We start from the raw sequence: 19187 nt of genomic DNA on the forward strand, positions 1-19187 counted from the left end.
ATATTTAAATCATAGCATTCAATTTTATTTCACCATAACATAGTTGTTTGAATAAATTATTAGTATTAGAGGTTTATTTGTATATAGTGAAACTAGCTCAACTACAAACTATATAATATAACTATGGAAATAAGGTGATTTAAAAAATGAAAGTTTTTGCTTGTGGAAAAGTTAATGAGTGTAATATGTACTTAAATAACAGTGAAATAAAAGAAAAGTCCATAAAAATTTCATATGATGAATTATATAACTCTTTAAAATTTGTGAATCCTAAAAATGGAAATTTAATATATATTATTGAAAAACTTGAAGTAATTCTTTGTGATAATGATAATAAGCTAGAAGTGCTCATAGGAGAAGAAAACTATGAAGCTGAGAATGATGATTTAAATATAAGTTGTAGTTTTACTAAAAATTTCGATGATTGTATTGAAATTAAAAATTTTTTGTGTGGTAAAATCTAATAGAAAAGAGATATTTAAAGAACAAAGAATTTTTGTTTTGCCAGGTGGATGTATAATATTAAATTTTGATAGTAAAGTTAAAAGCCTAGAGGTAAATATAGTATGGCATGAAGAAACTATTCACCAGTAAAAAATATGTATTAAAGAAAGAAGGGGCTTTATGGAGAACAACAGTAAAATACTAATATATGGTTATACTGAAGAAGAAATTCAAAAGATTAAAGATTTATTGCATAAAAACAGGATGCCTGATTTATTGGTAATAAATAAGAATATGTCACAAATGAAAATATGTGATATATTAAAAGGTCTTGAGATTTTAACTTATGATGTTAAATTGCCAGATGAAAAGTTGGTACTGTTTAATAATGTTCCTGATAAAAAAATAGATAAGGGAATACAAATTATAAAAGACATATCAGATAAAAGACCTATATTTGCACAGGTCACACCAGTTTCTCAAAATTGGTCATTAAAGTATCTTATAGAACACATGATTGAAGAAAGACAGTGGTACATTGATAACGGTTATAAGTAATTGTTTAGTTTTTGCAGTTTGAAAATATTAAGAACCTTAAACCACAGTAGAGAGTAAAAAGTGGAGTGAATACTCCTTACTTTCTACTCTGTACAAAAAGTTAAATGGAATAAAAATATTTTAACTAAATTAAATCTTATAGGCAAATTATGTATATAACGCAAAGTAAGAGGGATGATAAGATGAGTAGAGTAGGAGAAAAGGTAAAGAACATAAGATTAGAAGCTAAACTTAGTGAGAAGCAGTTTGGAAAAAAGCTTGGAGTAAATGAAAATTTTATTAAAGAAATAGAAAATGGAAAAAAAGTTATAAATGACAGCTTGATAGCAAGAATAAAAAAGGTATTTGGAAAAGATATAAATGATATTAACATGAACGACTTAAATGATGAAATAGTAGAAGAGAAGAAAAACACTGCGTTTAGTAATAAAAGCACTGAAGCTAATGAAACTTGGACAAATGCTATGAGTTCAATATTGAAGGAAGTTTCAATATATGATTATAATTTTAATAAAAAGCTTGGTTCAAAGCAGCTTCCGGTAGTGTCAAATAAAATTGAAGGTTATAATCACGATAAGGTGTTCTTTGTTAAAATAGAAAATAATGATATGGCTGGATTTAGAATGATGAAGGACGATATAGCCTTTGGTCATATAATACATGAAATTGAAAATAATTCAATATGCCTTTTGGAATTTAATGGAGAAAGATTTATAAGACAAATTAAAAAATTAGATAACACTAAGGCACTTTTAATAAGTAACAATGGAAATGTTCAAACACAAACTGTAAACATAAAGGAAATTAAAGTTATAGGCAAGTTAGAGAAGGTTGAATTTAATCTATAATTTATATTAAAACTAAAATCTTATTAAAAATTCATTTAAGATTTCAGAAGGTTTATTTATAATACTATCTGAAATCTTATTTTTTTACTATAATTTAAGTAATAAGATTATTCTCCTTATATATCTTTCACCAATCATACATAGCTTGAACAATTTTTTCCATTGACATGCCGAGTTCAGTAAGTTCGTATTCAACGCAAATACGTATATTTTTATCTTTACTCATAATATCACATCCAGGTATAAAATTTTATACTTATATACAATCATATATATTATATATCAATAATGTGCCTACTTAAAGAGTATATCATTATGTGCTAAGATTATCTCTTAATTCCTTTGGTTTTGAGCCTTGGAAGTTTCTCGTTACAAAGGATTTCAGTTTACTTGAGAAGAGAAATAAATGATTTTAAACTGTTAGAAAATGACAGCGCTATATTTGATTGGGTATGCAATAAAGTAGAAATTGATTGTGCATATGTATTGAAAAAAAGTACCTATGCACAGTCTTTTTTTCATTTATAATTCATATATTTTATTATAGTGAAACTGGCTTAACTAGAAATTATATATGTAACATAAGAGTACATTCTCTGTACTCTCTACTTTCTACTCTGCTTTATAAATTCCAGTTTAGCAGGGTAAATTTGGTATTAGTCATTTTAACCTTTTAAGTTGTATATCTATAATACTTTAAGGAAGTGTTGTTGTGAGAAATAATGATGCCTTTCTAGACCTATTTTTAAACGTACCTGCGCCAATACGAAACCAGTTATTTTCGCTTAAAAATGAAAATAATCCACAAAATGTAGAATTAATAATAAAATATGTGGATAACCCAACAAAATTGAACTCAGCTGTGAATAACATTGGAGGAACATTTGAAGACTTAGGTTTTAGCTTTGGGATAATAACAATACCAATAGATAAACTTAAGAGTGTTAATACAATAACACAAATAGAATATGCAGAGCTTCCTAAAAATTTGTATACGGGTTTTTCAGAAAGCAATAGAGCTAGCTGCATAGATGAAGCATGGAAAGTATATAAATTGTCTGGCAGTGGGGTTCTTGTTGGCTTTATAGATTCGGGAATAGATTATACACATCCAGCCTTTATAGATAAAAATAAAAAAAGCAGAATAGATTATATTTATGATTTAAGTTCTGGAGGAAAAGTGTGGAATAATAATGATATAAATAAAGCTATAGCATCGCCAAATCCTTATACTATAGTCACGGAAAGAGATGACGTAGGACATGGAACTCATGTTGCTGGAATCGCTTGTGGTAATGGAAATATAAATGAAAGATATTATGGAGTTGCCTATGAAAGTAGAATAGCCATGGTTAAAATGACAGGAGAAGGTAAGGTAAACTATGGTAAGAGTACTCAACTTATGAGGGGAGTAAAATTTTTAGTTGATAGAGCAAATGAAAAAAACCTGCCTCTTGTTATAAATCTTAGTTTTAGCACTAATGATGGAGCTCATGATGGAGCAAGTCTTCTTGAACAGTATGTACAGACTATATGCAATTTGGAAAGGATAACCTTTGTTATAGCAGCAGGAAATGAGGGAGATAGAGCTCATCATGTTGGAGGTACTTTAAGAGATAGACAGACCATATCCATGAGTGTTGCTTCTGAAGAAAGAAATATATTAGTGCAGCTTTATAAAAGCTTCATATCCGATATAAGTATTGAAGTGAAAAATCCTGCTGGAAATACAACGGGAGTTTTTGAAGTTAGGGAAGGATATAAAGATGGAAAGCTTCAGGCAGATAATTACTTTATATATAATAGTGGACCAAAACCTTTTAGCATGAACGGTGAAATTTTAATAAGCTTAATATCTAGTGGCAATTATCTTCTTTCAGGTACCTGGAGTATTACTATATATACTTCCTCTGGAATTGGAAATAGATATGACATGTGGATGCCCATATCAGAGGGGCTTAGCTCCCAAACTAAATTTTTAAGACCAGATGTATATAATACTTTAGGGATACCAGGAACTGTTCAAAATGCACTTACTGTTGGAAGCTATGATTATTTAACTGGAGCTGTTTCAAGTTTTTCTGGAAGAGGAAGCCAAGTAGGATGCTTTACAAAACCAGATTTATTGGCTCCTGGTGAAAAAATAGAATCATCAATTCCGGGTGGTGGATATGATAAATTATCGGGAACTTCTATGGCTACACCTTCAGTATCTGGGGCATCAGCTCTTTTAATGCAGTGGGGAATCGTACTTAAAAATGATCCATACATGTATGGCGATAGGCTGAAATATTATATGTTAAAAGGTTCAGCAAGAAATAGAAATGATGTTAAGTATCCAGACCCAACCTTTGGATATGGAAATTTGTGTTTGGGCAGAAGTCTTGCATTAGCTTCTGGAAGTAGACGTGAAAGAAGCCTTACAAGGATTGACTGCGGAGCACTGTACCTTGCGGAAAACTACGAAAGTTTTATAGTTGAATACGAAGGAGATTTAGCATCTGAATTTTCAAGGATAGACTATGCATGTCAATTTCCACTTGGTAATAATTATGCAGTTATTACTGTTAGGCAAGATAAAATAAGTGATCTTTTAAACACTGTTACTGAAATAACGTATGCAGAAAGAGCTGTGCTGTATACATTATGTGCAATTTCACCTTTGGATACCTCGAATATAAGTTCATTTCACAATAATCCATACCTAATGCTTACAGGAAGAGAAGTTGTAGCAGGAATAATAGATACAGGCATAGATTATTTAAATGAGGAATTTATAAATGAAGATGGAACTACAAGAATTTTAAATGCATGGGATCAAACAGGAACTTCAGGAAATAAGCCACAGGGATTTAATTTTGGCACAGAATATAGTTATGAGGATATGAATGCTGCTATACAATTAAGTAAAAATAAAGGTGATCCATACAGTAAAGTTCCAATGAAGGATGATATAGGCCATGGTACATGTACAGCAAGTATAATAGGCGGAAGAGGAAAATATATAGGAGCAGCTCCAGAGTGTGCTTTTATGGTTGTAAAACTTAAAACTGCAAAAGCAAGCACGTTAGCTAGAGAAGGAGTTACAAATCCAAAGTGTCAAGTGTTTAGCAGTACCGATTTAATTCAAGCAATAAGATATTTATTTGAAAGAGCTTCAAAGCTTAATAAACCACTAGTTATATATATACCTCTAGGCGCTAATATGGGAGGACATGATGGAAATTCAATTATTGAAAGGTATATAGATGAAATATCTAAAATTAAAGGAGTAGCAGTTGTTACAGGTACAGGAAATGAAGGGGATGCTGATACTCATACTTCAGGGACAATAGCTAAAACTGGAGATCAAAAAACAATTGAACTTAAAGTAGCTAATAATGAAAATTCAATAGTAGTTCAAATATGGGGACATAAACCAGATAAATTATCAATTAGCATTGTATCTCCATCGGGAGAAATCATAGAAAAAATACCAGCAAAGTCAAAAGGAGATATCATAAATAAATTAGTTTATGAAGGAAGCACTATCAATGTTAGATATTATTTTCCAGAATCTCTTACAGGGGATGAATTAATACGAATATTTATAGGAGATATAAAACCTGGTATATGGAAATTAAATCTTATAGGAGATGTTATAACTGATGGGAGATATGATGCATGGATACCACAAAGACCTTTGATTGAGCAAGACACTAGATTTTTAAATCCATCTCAGTATACTACACTTACTCTTCCATCGACTAGTAATCAAGTAATAACCTGCAGTTATTATAATCAAGATAATAAAACACTTATGGCAGCGTCAGGTAGGGGGTATACAAGGGATGACAGAATAAAACCAGATGTTGCTACTGGAGGATATGAGGTTCCATGTGTTGGAACTGAAGGGAACACTCAAACTTTAAGTGGAAGTAGTGCGGCTTCTGCTGTTTTAGCTGGTGCAGTAGCACTAATTTTACAATGGGGAATAGTAGATGGAAATAATAGAAATATGCATGCGGCAGAAATTAGAACCTATATTATAAGAGGTGCATATCAAATGCCAGGGCAAACATATCCTAATAGGGATATAGGCTATGGAATTTTAGATTTAAATGGCGTTTTTCAAAGCCAAAGAGGAAGAATATCAAGAGGTGTATTTATAAGATATCCGAAAAAAGTAATGTGACATATAATATGATACCTGTGTATACTATTAATATAAATAATATTAAGGATGTAAATAAATGGCTAATGGTCAACTTCAAATACAAGTATTTAGAGGAGATAATTATGTACCTATAGATAAGGCTAAAGTTACTATAACACAAACAGATGGCGTTGCAAAACCAACAAAGCAGCAGGTTGCAAATACGGATAGCTCAGGACTTACAGGGAATGTTGAACTTACTACACCGCCTTTAGAATATTCAATGAATCCAACCGATAAAGTGCCATATAGTTTTTGTGACATAAGGGTAGATGCGCCAAATTTTAAAACATTATTTGTAAAGGGCTGTCAAATCATGCCAGACAGTTTAGCAATTCAAAATTGTAATTTAACACCTCAAACGCCTATGCAAAGTAGGCAGGAAGAAATTATAGATATAAAACCTAATACATTGGTTGGAAAGTATCCTCCAAAGATACCGGAAGATCCTAATAAGCCGCTGCCACCTCCACCAAGTGGTTTTGTTGTATTGCCAGAGCCTGTTGTTCCACAGTATATTGTAGTGCATACTGGGGGACCAGATGAGGCAGCACCTAATTATACATTACGGTTTATGGATTATATAAAAAATGTTGCATCTTGTGAGATATTTTCAACCTGGCCAGAAAGCACAATAAGAGCTAACGTGCTTTGTATAATATCTTTTGTTCTAAATAGAGTGTATACAGAATGGTATAGAGGCAAAGGTAAGAATTTTACAATAACTAATTCAACAGCTTTTGATCAGGCTTTTAATTATGGAAGAAACATATATAAAAGCATTAGCAACGTAGTCGATGAGATATTTTCAACTTATATAAAACGACCTGGGGCAAAGCAGCCACTTTTAACTCAGTTTTGTGATGGCAAAAATGTAAGTTGTCCTGGATGGCTCACTCAATGGGGAAGTAAGTATTTAGGTGATCAAGGTAAAAAGGCTCCAGAAATAATTAGAAACTTTTATGGCTCGGATGTCCAGTTTGTTACTGCTAAAAAGGTAACAGGAATACCAGAATCTTATCCTGGATATGTTTTGAAAATTGGATCAACAGGGCAGCCGGTAAGAACCATTCAAACCTATTTAAATAGGATTTCTGTAAATTATCCAGCCATTCCTAAAGTTGCAGTTAGCGCATATTATAATGAAGCAACTAAGAATGCAGTAACACAATTTCAAAAGATATTTTCAATGCCTGCAATTGGCGTTGTTGATTATCCTACTTGGTATAGAATTTCAGATATATATGTTGCAGTTACAAAAATAGGGGAACTTAGAAGAAGTGAAAAACTTGAAGAATATCATGAAAAAATTTTTGTCCCACCGTATATATATAGAAACGGTCGTGTACCAACTATGAAGTATCCAGAAGACTAATTATATTATGGGGAAACTGATTGAAAGTTTTAAAATCTATTTAACAAGGTCTTACAAGTAATTTATATTAAGAGTACAGGGTAGAGTGAAGGATGATTTTTCTTCGTTTTACTGTGGAAATCTTCAAATGTAATTATTTAGCCATACTTATAAACAGGCTGCAGCATTAAGTTTAAAAATCTTGTGCAGTAGTAGAAAATTAACCTTCATTGTACTCTGTACTTTGCTCTTTGCTTTTGAGATTTATTATTAGATAAAAAAAATTATTAATTATTTGAAGGAAACGTTTACTTGGAAATAAAAGGCTTCAAAAAACAAGTGATTATATGTATAATTTAAGTAAGAAGAAATTGATTGGGGGGAATTTAATGAAAGGTACTGTAGTTGGTACATGGGTTAATACATGTAAAAAACTGTATGGTGAAGATATTGCTAAGAATGCACTTGAGGAGTGTGGACTTGGAAGAGACAAGATATTTTCTCCAATGGAGGATGTACAGGATAGTACGGTTTATAAATTAATTGAAATTATATCTAGCAGGGTTGATAAAGATAAAAAGGAAATATGGGAAAGCATAGGAGAAGATAATATAAATGCTTTTTTTGATAGCTTTCCTGCTTTCTTTGAGCATGAAAATTTGTTTTCATTTTTAAAATCCATGTTTGATGTCCATGTTGTCATGACAAAAAAGTTTCCTGGTGCGAAGCCACCTTTAATAACTATAAATCCAATATCAAAAAGAAAAGCAGTTTTTTTGTATAAATCAAAACGCGGAATGTTTGACTACCTTCAAGGAATGCTAAAAGGAAGCGCTAAATTTTTTAATGAGGAAATTAAATGCGATATCTTGGAGCAAGGTGATGATTTTGTAAAAATAAAAATAACTTTTGATAAAGATATTTACTATAAGAAAACTTTTAGATTTAATAAACTTTTATCATTTGGATTTATAAAAAGTTTTGGTGCTAAGGTTGGAATATTTACATTTATTGTATCCATAGTAACGTTTATTCCTATAATGGGGCTGAATAATTACATAAAGGCAATTATAGCAGCTTTAATATCTTCAGTATCAGCATTTGTTGCTGCTGAAATTATGACAGGGCCTAAAAAAATTATAAGCGAAACTATACAAGACTTAAAAAATAATAATTTTACTGTTAATGGTAACATAGTCACCGGTGATTTTTGGGAACAGCTATATGATGAATTAGGAAATTACATAAAAGCTATGACTGCTAATTTTGTTGGCTTTAAAGGATTAACAGATGAAATGAATGCATTTGTAGGCAATGTTAGCGGCATATCTGATTCTATGAAAGAAACTTCAGGTCAAATATCCACAGTTGTTGAACAGGTATCAGAATCATTTGTAAGTCAAGCTGAAAATACTCAGGATAGTGTAACAGTTCTTAACGGCAATATTGAATCATTAAATCAAGTAGTTGAAAATGAAAATACAAACAAGAGGCAGCTTGAGGAAACAATAGATAAGATAAATAATAGTTATAAGAGTGTTGATACTACAAGTAAAAATATTCTTGAAAGTCTTACAAAATTCCAAGAAGTAAAAAGCAAAGGTTTAGAACTTTCAAGCAAAGCTAAAGATATAAATAATATTGTGCTTATAGTAGCTGAAATATCAGATCAAACAAATCTTTTAGCACTTAATGCATCTATAGAGGCAGCAAGAGCAGGGGAAATGGGCAAAGGATTTTCAGTTGTAGCAGAAGAAGTAAGAAAACTTGCAGAAGAGACCAAAGACGCAGTTCAAAAGATAAACTCTAATCTTGAAAGCTTTGTAACTGACATCGGTGAACTTGTTGGAAAAATAGAAACACAATATGATGTACTTGAAAATGAAACTTCAAACTTAGAAAATGTAAGAAAATTAAGCCAGGATGCAAATGCTTCAGCTAAGTCAGTTGCAGATTCAATGATTGAAACTGTTGAAAAGTTAAACAATGAAGCAAATTCAATATCAAAAATCTATGAAAATATAGAGGCCATTGCAGCTATATCAGAAGAAAATTCAGCTTCTTCAGAAGAGGTAAGTGCTAGTGTTACAGAATATATGTCTCAGATAGGAAAGCTTACTGAGGGTATAGATGAGTTTAAAAAGATTGCAGAAAACTTTAAGGGAGACCTTAAAAAATATAAAATATAGAGTAAAGAGTAGAGTGAAGGTTGATTTTCCTACGTTTCTCTACGGAAAATTTTTAATTTATTTATTTTCCGTAGAGAAACGTAGGAAAAATTACCTTCACTTTTGGCTTTAGCCGAAAAATTCATCTTTGGCAAGCGAAGCAAGTTAAAACCCTTCACTTGTGTTCGTGTAGTATTAACTTAATTTGATCAAATTAACATCCGCGGAGATCAAACTCAGGTACAAAGTCTTTTGAGTTTGTTCCTGTTTCTTGTATAAAGCCATTTTTAACACCAATAGATAAACTGTAATCTATAAGTGCATCGTAGTGTTTTGGGTTAAGTGGCTTATTTATTTCTGGATATTTTTCAGCATTAAACATAGGCGTATATTGATTCATTATGCTTATATAAACGGAATCCCCAAAGGTATTATAAATATAGTCAATTACTTTTTTGAATCAAAAAGAAGACCGGGAAGCATTAAATGCCTTATAATAACGCCTTTTTTTATTAAGTTGTTCTCATCGAATACAGGAGTACCAACTTGAGATACCATTTCGTTTATAGCTTTAGAAGCTATTTTAAAATAATTTGGTGCCTTTGAATATTTAATAGCATACTTGTCATTAAAGTATTTCAAATCAGGAAGATAAACGTCTATATAGCCTTTGAGCATTTTTAGTGTTTCAACATTTTCGTATCCATTTGAATTATATAAAATAGGTATTGATAAACCATTTTTCTTTGATAATTTTATTGCTTTAATTATTTGATAAGCATAATGAGTTGGTGTTACAAGATTTATATTATGAGCACCTCTTGCTTGCTGTTCCAAAAAAATTTCGCTAAGTCTTTCTATTGAAACTTCTTTTCCAAAGCCTTCCTGACTTATAGTATGATTTTGGCAAAATACACATCTAAGGTTACAGTTTGAAAAAAATACGGTGCCTGATCCTTTTGTTCCAGAAATACAAGGCTCTTCCCAGTTATGAAGAGAAACTCTTGAAATTTTTATGTTTTTTCCCGATAAGCAAAAGCCTAATTTATCATCTAATCTATTAACATCACACTTTCTAGGACATAAGTTACATTCTGAAAGTAAATCGGTCAATTTAAAACAACTCCTCTTTTTATGGTATATAGTAAACTACATGAAAGCTTTAAACTCTATTCTTTGCTCTCTACTCTATAATTGACAAATTTAAATGCTTAAAAAATTTATCATATTTAAAGCTTATAGGTAGTAAATTTTTATTTATGCTTAACATAGAAATAACTACATTGTATCATAAAAAATACACTTACGACGCCAAAAGCAGGATATAAAACTGAAATTAAATTTTTAAAACCTATTTGTGAAATAGGGAGTGCAATGATTATTACTATTATTATAGATTTTTTATATGAAAATTTTAAAAAACTATTTTCTATGCTTTTGGCAATACTATATATATCTGAAATTTCAGTGGACAGCATTTCACACCATATTGTAATAAGGAGTATGAATTGAATCATTTTGCCAAACCTGCTTGAGATGTACAGCAAAGGTATTTCATATTTTAAAGTGTAAGGCAAATTTAGTATTAACATTAGATTTATCATTGAAGAAATGAGTAAAAGTGCCAAAGAACCTAAAGCTATGCCTAAAATTAAATGAATAAAACTGCTGTATTCTTTTTCTGTACTTAAAGGTACAAGAACACCAGAACAACATAGTATATTGAAGGCTGAATATAGAATACTAGAAATAAGCCAGTTTTTTTTGTAAACAATAAATTGAGAGGCATGAATGGGCTCTATATTGTTTGAAAATAGAAAATAGAGTATAAATACTAATGATATAACTGTAATTAATATAGGAACTATTATTGAATTTATTTCAATAATTCCTGCAGTATTTCTAAATAGAACAAATAGAGTACAAGTTATCATTATAATAGTTCCAAATAGTTTTGGAATTTTAAAAAATTCGGCTAATAAAGATCCGCTTCCGGCTAGAATTATAGCTGCACTGCTAAGCATGAAAAAACTTACAATGATAGTAATTATATTTCCTAATATTCCAGGACTAACAAGACTTATCAGTTCTTTATAGGAATTAAGCTTAAAATTTTTACTTAACTTTATTATTATATTTCCTAAAACTATGTATAGTAATGTACATATTACAAGACCTAAAAAACTTTTGTTTCCGTATATGGTAAAAAATTGAGAGATTTCTTGTCCAGAAGCTAGTCCAGCTCCAACGATTGTACCTATAAAGACAGCTGCAATTTGGAAAATTACTTTTAAATTACTTTTTAGGCTGTTCATAACCCAATATATCCTCCAAAGAAAATGTTTCTATATATGTATATAGATTTAAAAGAAAATAATGATTACGATTATAAACTTTGTGACAAACTATATATAAAAATATAACCGTAATTAAAGAAATATTGATAAAAATTTATGTCATTAATGGAATTTAAAAATATATATTGGAGGCAGTATATATGAAAAAAATAATTTGTTTTTTTATATCTTTGTTTTTTATCTTCAATCTCACAGGATGTGTTAAGAAAAAAGATAAAATTACAAACGTAAATGAATTTGAAATTACAAAAGCCAATAAATTGGTTGAGAGTTATATTAAGTATTACATGAAAAATGATTTTACAAGTATGGATTATATGTATAGTAAGGATTTTAAAAGCAAGGTTAAAAAGCAAAATGAACCTAGCCTTAAGATAACTGGATATAAGATTATGGATTCGACTGAAATGGGAACAAAGGCAAATATAAAGGCCAATGTGATTAGTGTTGATGAAACATCACCATATTCCAGCACAGATGTTTATACTTTTAAAGTAAAAAAAGAAAAAGGTGCTTATGTTATAGATAGCATAGAGACAAATAATGAGAAAGAAGTATATATATATAAAAGAAGCTTGATGGTAAGAGCAAGAGATGAGGCAATGAGCAATGTTCTTATTAATTTAAGAGGTATTCCAGAATATTATTTTCAAAAAAGCGATATTGCTAATATAGATAAGTTAAAGGTATCTAAAGATGGTTTTAAAAATATAAATCTATCATATACAGGTGATAATATAGCCATATCTACGCAGGGAGCAAATGCATTTGTAGCAGTATGTCCAATAACTGATTTGCAGCAGCAGTCTGGTGGCTCAGATCAAGGAGGTGGCGGAGGTCAAGGTGGAACCAGTGGTGTGAGTCAAATTGAAGGAATGGGAAGTACTCAAGATGATTTGCAGCCATTGAAGGTATCCGCACAAGCTTTGACGGCTATTGATGTATATAAGGATTCAGAAGTACAAAAAATGGCATTTTCAAGAGATGAAAAAAATATTGCTGTTCAATATAAAAGTGGTGATGGTACTAATTTTAAAATATATGCTATACAGACTGGGAAACCTTTATCAGAGAATATAGAAAAAAGGTTTCAAAAGGAAAAAGTTGATTTAAAAGTAAATATGTTTGATGATGAAAATCTTATATTTGAAAGTTCTCCTAAGGATAAGTATGCAAATGACTATTCTGTGAAGAAATTAGCAGGAATGTGGAAATGGAACATAAAAACTCAAAAAGTAGAAAGACAAAATGAGTAAAATAATGCGAAGTAACAATGCTTCGTCACGTTAAAAAAGTCATATAAATCTAAGATTTATTATGGCTTTTTTAAATCGTTCCTTCAGCATTGTACTCTTTACTCTCTACTCTGATTTAAGGTTCCTGGTGTTTATAAATTGTAGCTGAAATAATTATTAGTGCAATAAATAACGCCTTAATTTTTGCAATACAGGTGGTATAATTATATTGTTGCTTTTTAGAGGAGGTAAACTAAGTTGGATAACGTTAATAATAGAAATATGTGGGGAGATAAGCCTTATTACAATTTAAACTATTTCCTAAGAAATAAGTTTGGAGAAAAAGTTTTTAAGATATCACTGGATGCAGGCTTTTCTTGCCCTAATAGAGATGGCACTATAAGCAGCGGTGGATGTATATTTTGCAGCGAGAGAGGTTCTGGTGATTTCGCCGGAAACAGAAATTATTCCATATCAAAGCAGTTTGAAGATATAAAAGTTATGATGAATAAAAAGTGGAAGAATGGAGAATATATAGCTTACTTTCAGGCATACACCAATACCTATGCACCCTGCAGCATTCTTAGACAAAAATACAGTGAGGCACTTCAGCAGAAAGGAGTAGTTGGACTTGCTATTGCTACACGTCCAGATTGTTTGGAAGAAGATGTACTTGATTTAATAGAAGAGTTTAGTAAAAAAACTTATGTCTGGGTAGAATTGGGTTTGCAAACTGTAAATGATGAAACTGCAAAAATAATAAACAGGGGTTATGATTTGGGAGTTTTTGAAGATGCAGTAGAAAGGCTTAGAAAAAGAAATATAGATGTTGTAGTTCACACTATATTTGGGCTGCCTTATGAAAATAGAGAAAATATGCTAGACACAGTAAGATATATATCACAAATTGATATCCAAGGTGTAAAATTTCACTTGCTTCATTTACTTTATGATACTCCTTTAGCTAATTTATATGAACAGAATAAGTTTAAGTTTATGGACAAGGAAGAATATGTAGATATAGTTTGTACATCAATAGCGATGCTGCGCCAAGATATAGTTGTTCACAGACTTACAGGGGATGCTCCTAGAAATTTACTCATAGGACCGATGTGGAGTCTTAAAAAGTGGGAGGTATTAAATGCAATAAACAACAAAATGGTACGAGAAGGCTTGTATCAAGGTTTGTACTTTTACACAAATAAGATAAAATAGTTTTGTGTTTTTTATGTATAGATAAAAGGTTTTCAATAAGATAATATATAAGCAATGAGAGAAAAAAAGTTGAGGAGGAGTTAGCAATGTCAAATTTATCATTAAGACATATCTATAAAGTTTATGAAGGAAACGTAACAGCAGTTAAAGATTTTAATCTTGAAATAGAAGATAAGGAATTCGTAGTATTTGTAGGACCTTCTGGATGTGGTAAATCAACAACACTTAGAATGATTGCTGGACTTGAAGAAATTTCCCAAGGAGAGCTTTACATAGGAGACAAGTTAGTTAACGATGTTTCACCAAAAGACAGAGATATAGCAATGGTTTTCCAGAACTATGCATTATATCCGCACATGACCGTTTATGATAATATGGCTTTTGGATTGAAACTTAGAAAAATACCTAAAGCAGAAATAGATCAAAAAGTTAAGGAAGCGGCAAAAATACTTGACATAGATCACTTATTAGATAGAAAACCAAAGGCACTTTCTGGTGGACAAAGACAAAGAGTTGCCATGGGAAGAGCTATAGTAAGAAATCCAAAGGTATTCCTTCTTGATGAACCTTTGTCAAACTTGGATGCTAAACTTAGAGTTCAAATGAGAACTGAAATATCAAAACTTCATACTAAATTACAGACAACATTTATATACGTTACACATGACCAGACAGAAGCTATGACATTAGGAACAAAACTTGTTGTTATGAAAGATGGTATAGTTCAACAAGTTGATACTCCTCAGAAAATATATGAGCATCCTATAAATATATTTGTTGCAGGATTTATTGGAAGTCCTCAAATGAACTTTGTAGATGCCAAAGTAACAGAAAGTAATGGTAAGATAACTTTAATAGTAGAAGGCGATACTATTCCACTTCCACAAGATAAAGCAGAAGTACTTAAAAAAGGTGGATATATTGGAAAAGAAGTTATTATGGGTATAAGACCTGAAAATATAGATGAAGATCCAGAATTCCTAGAGAAACATAAGGATGCAGTAATAGAAGCTAAGGTAGAAGTAACAGAACTTATGGGTTCAGAAACATATATATATCTTACAAAGGGTAAATCTAACTTTACTGCAAGAGTTGCTGGAACTTCACAAGCTAAAGCTGGAGACGCTTTAAAGATAGGTATGAACACATCTAAGATTCATATATTCGATAAAGAAACTGAACAAACTTTAGTTTAATAAAATTTGTTTCCCAATAAATATATTTTAAATATATTGAAAAAGCTCCTGTTTTATAGGAGCTTTTTCAATATATAATGATATAATTATACTTACAAATATAAGTTAACATAGGAGGAATAAAAATGTACGAATTTAAGGATTTTTCTACAAGAATTAAGTGGAAATACAAATATATCATTTAAGCTTACTGGAGAAAATGGAAAAGTAATATATACTAGTAATTCTTACGTAGAAAACTGTGATAAGATTTATTTTCCTGTGTATTTAGGAAAAAATAAGCATGTTGTAAGTATACATAAAGGAAATGAGTCTTGTTTAAAGCTCTTGAGGTATACTATAGAAAATAAATATAAAGAACTTTATTCTGTAAAGGAACAATCTATAATTAATTTATTAGAAGCTAGTGAAATTGATAAGGATAAATTTGAAAGTGAAGAGTTTTTTATATCTAAGGGTTCTAGTCTTTTTATTGTAAATATAAGTTCTAGTAGGTATGAGGGAATAAACGTAATAGAGCAAATGTACAACGATGAAAATATTATAAGTATAATATATAAGGGCAATATCATTGTAATAGGATACTTTGAGGACCCATATGAACATGCCGTAAGTATTAGAGACGCTATAGTTTCTAATTTATTTTGCGAATGTACTGTAAGCTATAGTAAAACTATACATGATAAATATGAATTAAAAGAAGCTTATGATGAGGCAAGAGAAGCATTAATACTTGGTAAGAAATTTTCCCTAAAGGAAGGGGTTCTTGACTACAATAAATTACTGTTTGAGAAAATAGTTTATAACATTGAACCTAAATTAAAAAAGGAATTCTTAGATAAATTCAAAGAAAAGTTTAATCAATTTGATGCAGAAATGATAAACACTATAGATGAGTTTGTTAAAACTGGTCTTAATATAAGCGAATCCGCTAGAAAACTGTATATACATAGAAATACTTTGATATACAGACTTGATAAAATAAAAAAGAAACGGGTTTTGATATAAGAAATTTTAAAGAGGCGACAGTATTTATAACCGCATTTCTTGTGTGGAGAGAAGTTAAATAAAAAAACAGCATATGGGCTGTTTTTTTTTTACGAATTTTATCGAAAATAATAAAAAATTTAATAATATTAGATATTATATTAATTTTGTATGAAAATTTTATTAGTAAGTGGTAAAATGTTTAGTATATGAATTTTATATTAATAAAATATGCCTTTTTTGTGAACTACAGGGTTATAAACGGAGGATGATAATTATGAAATATTGTTACAAGTGTGGATATCAACTTGAAGATGATGATTTATTTTGTGGCAACTGTGGAGAAAAGCAAATGCAAGATAATAGTGCAAATGGTGAAAATTTTGACCATAATAAAAATGATATGAAGAAAAAAACTACAGAACATGAGAATTTAAGTAACTATAGAAGAAGCAGTAACGTAAATTTGTCTTATATAATAGATAATTTGTTAAAGATGTTTACGAAACCAATAAGTACTAGTAAAAGATTTATAGAGGACAGAGATAATAATACCGTTATAGCAGTAAGTATATTCTCAATTTTATTTTATGGAATTTTAGGAATTTGGAGAATTAAGCAATTATTTTATAGTGCAGAAAATATTATGATAAATGGGTTGAAAAAAATAGAAAGTATATATAGGTTATTCGGTAATATTGGTTCAAGTACTGATACATCGGATATTAATCAAGCTATGATTGCAATTAATAAAGTAAGGCAGTCTATTGTTATACCTTATGGAAAAATATTTTTTCAAAACTGCATTGTTTTTATAATGTTACTGATAATTATATTTGCATTTATAAGTGTTGCAACCAATATTACAAATCATAAACAAACTTCAGCATTAGAAACCTATAAAATTTCTCTTATCGTGTTAATTCCATTTTTATATTTTAAAACACTTTCTATATTAATATCATATGGATCAAATTATGTTGGAATTGGAATTCAATTAATTGGAATTATAGTATCAATAGGGTGCTTATTTATATTAATTAAGGATGTATTGGGAGTTAAAGAAGATTGTAGTTTATTTATTGTTTCAATTTGTTTTGTAGTTATATGCATTGCTTATTTGGTTTGCTTATCAAATTTTATATATTCTGATTTGCAGCAAGTAATAACATCATTTAAAGGTATTAATTTTTAACATAAGATAGGAGAGGATTAATTTGAAGTTTTGCCCTAAATGTGGTGCTGAATTGAAAGATGGACAAACATTTTGTTCTAAGTGCGGTAGTAAAGTAGGTTCCCAAGATATTGACAATAACCATAAGAATGATACTACACGTGAAATTGAAATTATACAGGATGGGTCATCTAAATTTCAAGACCACAATTTTAAGTTTGGTTTTAGAAAAAAAATTATTTCTTGTGTTGTACTAGTTTTAGTTATATTATCTATATTCCTTTATATTGTAGGCAGCAATGTTACAAAGCCAGATGTAGTTGTTGATAAATTTAAAAGTGCAGTTACATCTAATGATAAGAAAGAACTTAAAAGCTTATTATTTTGTGATGATAGTGAATTAAATATAAATGACGAAAATGTATCAATGCTTTTAAAATATTTTAAAAAAAATCCATCTAATTTAAATAGTATTGTGGCAAATTTAAATAAACAAGCAGCAGTAGCATCAGAAATAAAAAACTTTCAGAAAGATTCAAGTATGGCTTTTAATATTGAACGTGTAGGAAAAAAATATTTATTTTTTCCAAAGTATAAAATAAATATGCAGCCAGCATTTATAGAAATAAAGGCGTCAACTAAAGGTATAAAATTTATATTAGATAATAAAGAAATAGGAAAAAGTGATAGCGATAGCTTTAAGAAAAAATATGGACCTTTTATGCCAATAGGGTATACTCTTTTGGCTGACTATAAGGGAAAATATGTGTCTTTAAGCAAAGCCTATGATGTTAATCTTGATAAGGCAAGCCATGAAGAGAGCATAGAGGCTTTAAATGATTTAAAATACATAAGTATTGATAGTGATAGGCCAGAAGCTGAAATATTTGTAAACAATAAAGATACCGGAGTTAAGGTAGCAGAGGCTAATAATTTCGGACCTGTTGGCAAAAATACGCAAATTTATGGAGTTGTTCAAAAAGATGGCGCAAAATTAAGAAGCAATAATTATAATGTTTCTGATGATGATAGAATTTATTTAGATTTTGGTGATGCTGAAAACAAACTTAATGATGTACAAGATAAGGTTAAGAATCTTGCCTATTGGTATACTAATGCATTTACTCAAGCTGTTAATTCAAACGATATTTCCCAAATACAATCATACGTATATCCTGGAAGTGACTTGTATAACGAACAAACGAAGTATATTCCTAGTACATATGAAAAGGGAATAAAAGAGTATCTTAGAAATTGCAATGTTGTATCTGTAAATGTAAATGATGATAATGATTCAGGAACAGTTATTACAAATGAGGTTTATGATATCGAGGATAATAGTGGTAATATTACTACAAAATCATTTAACTATAAATATGCTTTTAAATACAATGATAGTATTAATAGTTATCAACTTACAAGTATAGCAAATGCACAATGAAAATCATTTAAAGGA

General features: G+C 30.0%; 14 protein-coding genes and 1 pseudogene. 12 read left to right on the forward strand and 3 right to left on the reverse strand.

Translation table 11 applies throughout. From position 1 onward, the window contains the following. Window positions 1–146 precede the first annotated feature (146 nt). The 3 genes from AGR56_RS04560 to AGR56_RS04570 all read left to right on the forward strand — a co-directional run bounded on the left by AGR56_RS04560 (window position 147) and on the right by AGR56_RS04570 (window position 1850). The gene (locus AGR56_RS04560; protein ID WP_053241304.1) at window positions 147–464 is read left to right on the forward strand and encodes a hypothetical protein; all 318 of its coding nucleotides are present in this window, start codon (window positions 147–149) and stop codon (window positions 462–464) included. A 160-nt stretch (window positions 465–624) separates the two neighbouring features. Beyond that, window positions 625–1002, forward strand: coding sequence for a DUF3783 domain-containing protein (locus AGR56_RS04565; RefSeq protein ID WP_053241305.1), 378 nt, complete (start codon window positions 625–627; stop codon window positions 1000–1002). A 182-nt stretch (window positions 1003–1184) separates the two neighbouring features. Further along, the gene (locus AGR56_RS04570; RefSeq protein ID WP_053241306.1) at window positions 1185–1850 is read left to right on the forward strand and encodes an XRE family transcriptional regulator; all 666 of its coding nucleotides are present in this window, start codon (window positions 1185–1187) and stop codon (window positions 1848–1850) included. Window positions 1851–1977: 127 nt separating this feature from the next. Here the strand turns inward: AGR56_RS04570 and AGR56_RS20045 are convergent, their stop codons facing one another. Then, on the reverse strand, window positions 1978–2076 hold the full coding sequence (locus AGR56_RS20045) for a winged helix-turn-helix transcriptional regulator (RefSeq protein ID WP_157055662.1): 99 nt from the start codon (window positions 2074–2076) through the stop codon (window positions 1978–1980). 486 nt (window positions 2077–2562) lie between these two features. Between AGR56_RS20045 and AGR56_RS22580 the strand changes: the two genes are divergently transcribed. The 3 genes from AGR56_RS22580 to AGR56_RS04585 all read left to right on the forward strand — a co-directional run bounded on the left by AGR56_RS22580 (window position 2563) and on the right by AGR56_RS04585 (window position 9588). Next, the gene (locus tag AGR56_RS22580) at window positions 2563–6024 is read left to right on the forward strand and encodes a S8 family peptidase (RefSeq protein WP_198149938.1); all 3462 of its coding nucleotides are present in this window, start codon (window positions 2563–2565) and stop codon (window positions 6022–6024) included. A gap of 58 nt (window positions 6025–6082) precedes the next feature. After that, complete coding sequence (locus AGR56_RS04580) at window positions 6083–7420, forward strand: peptidoglycan-binding domain-containing protein (RefSeq protein ID WP_053241307.1); 1338 nt, start codon at window positions 6083–6085, stop codon at window positions 7418–7420. 368 nt (window positions 7421–7788) lie between these two features. After that, window positions 7789–9588 carry a heme NO-binding domain-containing protein gene (locus AGR56_RS04585; RefSeq protein WP_053241308.1) on the forward strand — a complete coding sequence of 600 codons (1800 nt, stop codon included), beginning with the start codon at window positions 7789–7791 and terminating at the stop codon, window positions 9586–9588. 193 nt (window positions 9589–9781) lie between these two features. Here AGR56_RS04585 and AGR56_RS04590 read toward each other — a convergent pair. Both AGR56_RS04590 and AGR56_RS04595 read right to left on the reverse strand, forming a co-directional pair. Beyond that, window positions 9782–10680: pseudogene (locus tag AGR56_RS04590) on the reverse strand (radical SAM protein). A 140-nt stretch (window positions 10681–10820) separates the two neighbouring features. Beyond that, on the reverse strand, window positions 10821–11882 hold the full coding sequence (locus AGR56_RS04595) for a branched-chain amino acid transport system II carrier protein (protein WP_053241309.1): 1062 nt from the start codon (window positions 11880–11882) through the stop codon (window positions 10821–10823). A gap of 182 nt (window positions 11883–12064) precedes the next feature. Between AGR56_RS04595 and AGR56_RS04600 the strand changes: the two genes are divergently transcribed. The 6 genes from AGR56_RS04600 to AGR56_RS04625 all read left to right on the forward strand — a co-directional run bounded on the left by AGR56_RS04600 (window position 12065) and on the right by AGR56_RS04625 (window position 19172). After that, window positions 12065–13180 carry a hypothetical protein gene (locus tag AGR56_RS04600; protein WP_053241310.1) on the forward strand — a complete coding sequence of 372 codons (1116 nt, stop codon included), beginning with the start codon at window positions 12065–12067 and terminating at the stop codon, window positions 13178–13180. A gap of 261 nt (window positions 13181–13441) precedes the next feature. Beyond that, window positions 13442–14374, forward strand: a complete 933-nt coding sequence (locus AGR56_RS04605) for a TIGR01212 family radical SAM protein (protein WP_053243277.1) — start codon at window positions 13442–13444, stop codon at window positions 14372–14374. An 86-nt stretch (window positions 14375–14460) separates the two neighbouring features. Beyond that, window positions 14461–15570, forward strand: coding sequence for a sn-glycerol-3-phosphate ABC transporter ATP-binding protein UgpC (gene ugpC, locus AGR56_RS04610; RefSeq protein ID WP_053241311.1), 1110 nt, complete (start codon window positions 14461–14463; stop codon window positions 15568–15570). Between the two features lie 261 nt (window positions 15571–15831). Further along, window positions 15832–16578, forward strand: coding sequence for a helix-turn-helix domain-containing protein (locus AGR56_RS04615; protein ID WP_242851315.1), 747 nt, complete (start codon window positions 15832–15834; stop codon window positions 16576–16578). A 256-nt stretch (window positions 16579–16834) separates the two neighbouring features. Then, window positions 16835–17752: a zinc ribbon domain-containing protein gene (locus AGR56_RS04620; RefSeq protein WP_053241312.1), complete on the forward strand. Its 918-nt coding sequence runs from the start codon at window positions 16835–16837 to the stop codon at window positions 17750–17752. 22 nt (window positions 17753–17774) lie between these two features. After that, window positions 17775–19172, forward strand: a complete 1398-nt coding sequence (locus tag AGR56_RS04625; protein WP_053241313.1) for a zinc-ribbon domain-containing protein — start codon at window positions 17775–17777, stop codon at window positions 19170–19172. Window positions 19173–19187: the final 15 nt, after the last annotated feature.

The sequence above is a fragment of the Clostridium sp. DMHC 10 genome, from assembly GCF_001270375.1.
Lineage (GTDB): Bacteria > Bacillota > Clostridia > Clostridiales > Clostridiaceae > Clostridium_S > Clostridium_S guangxiense.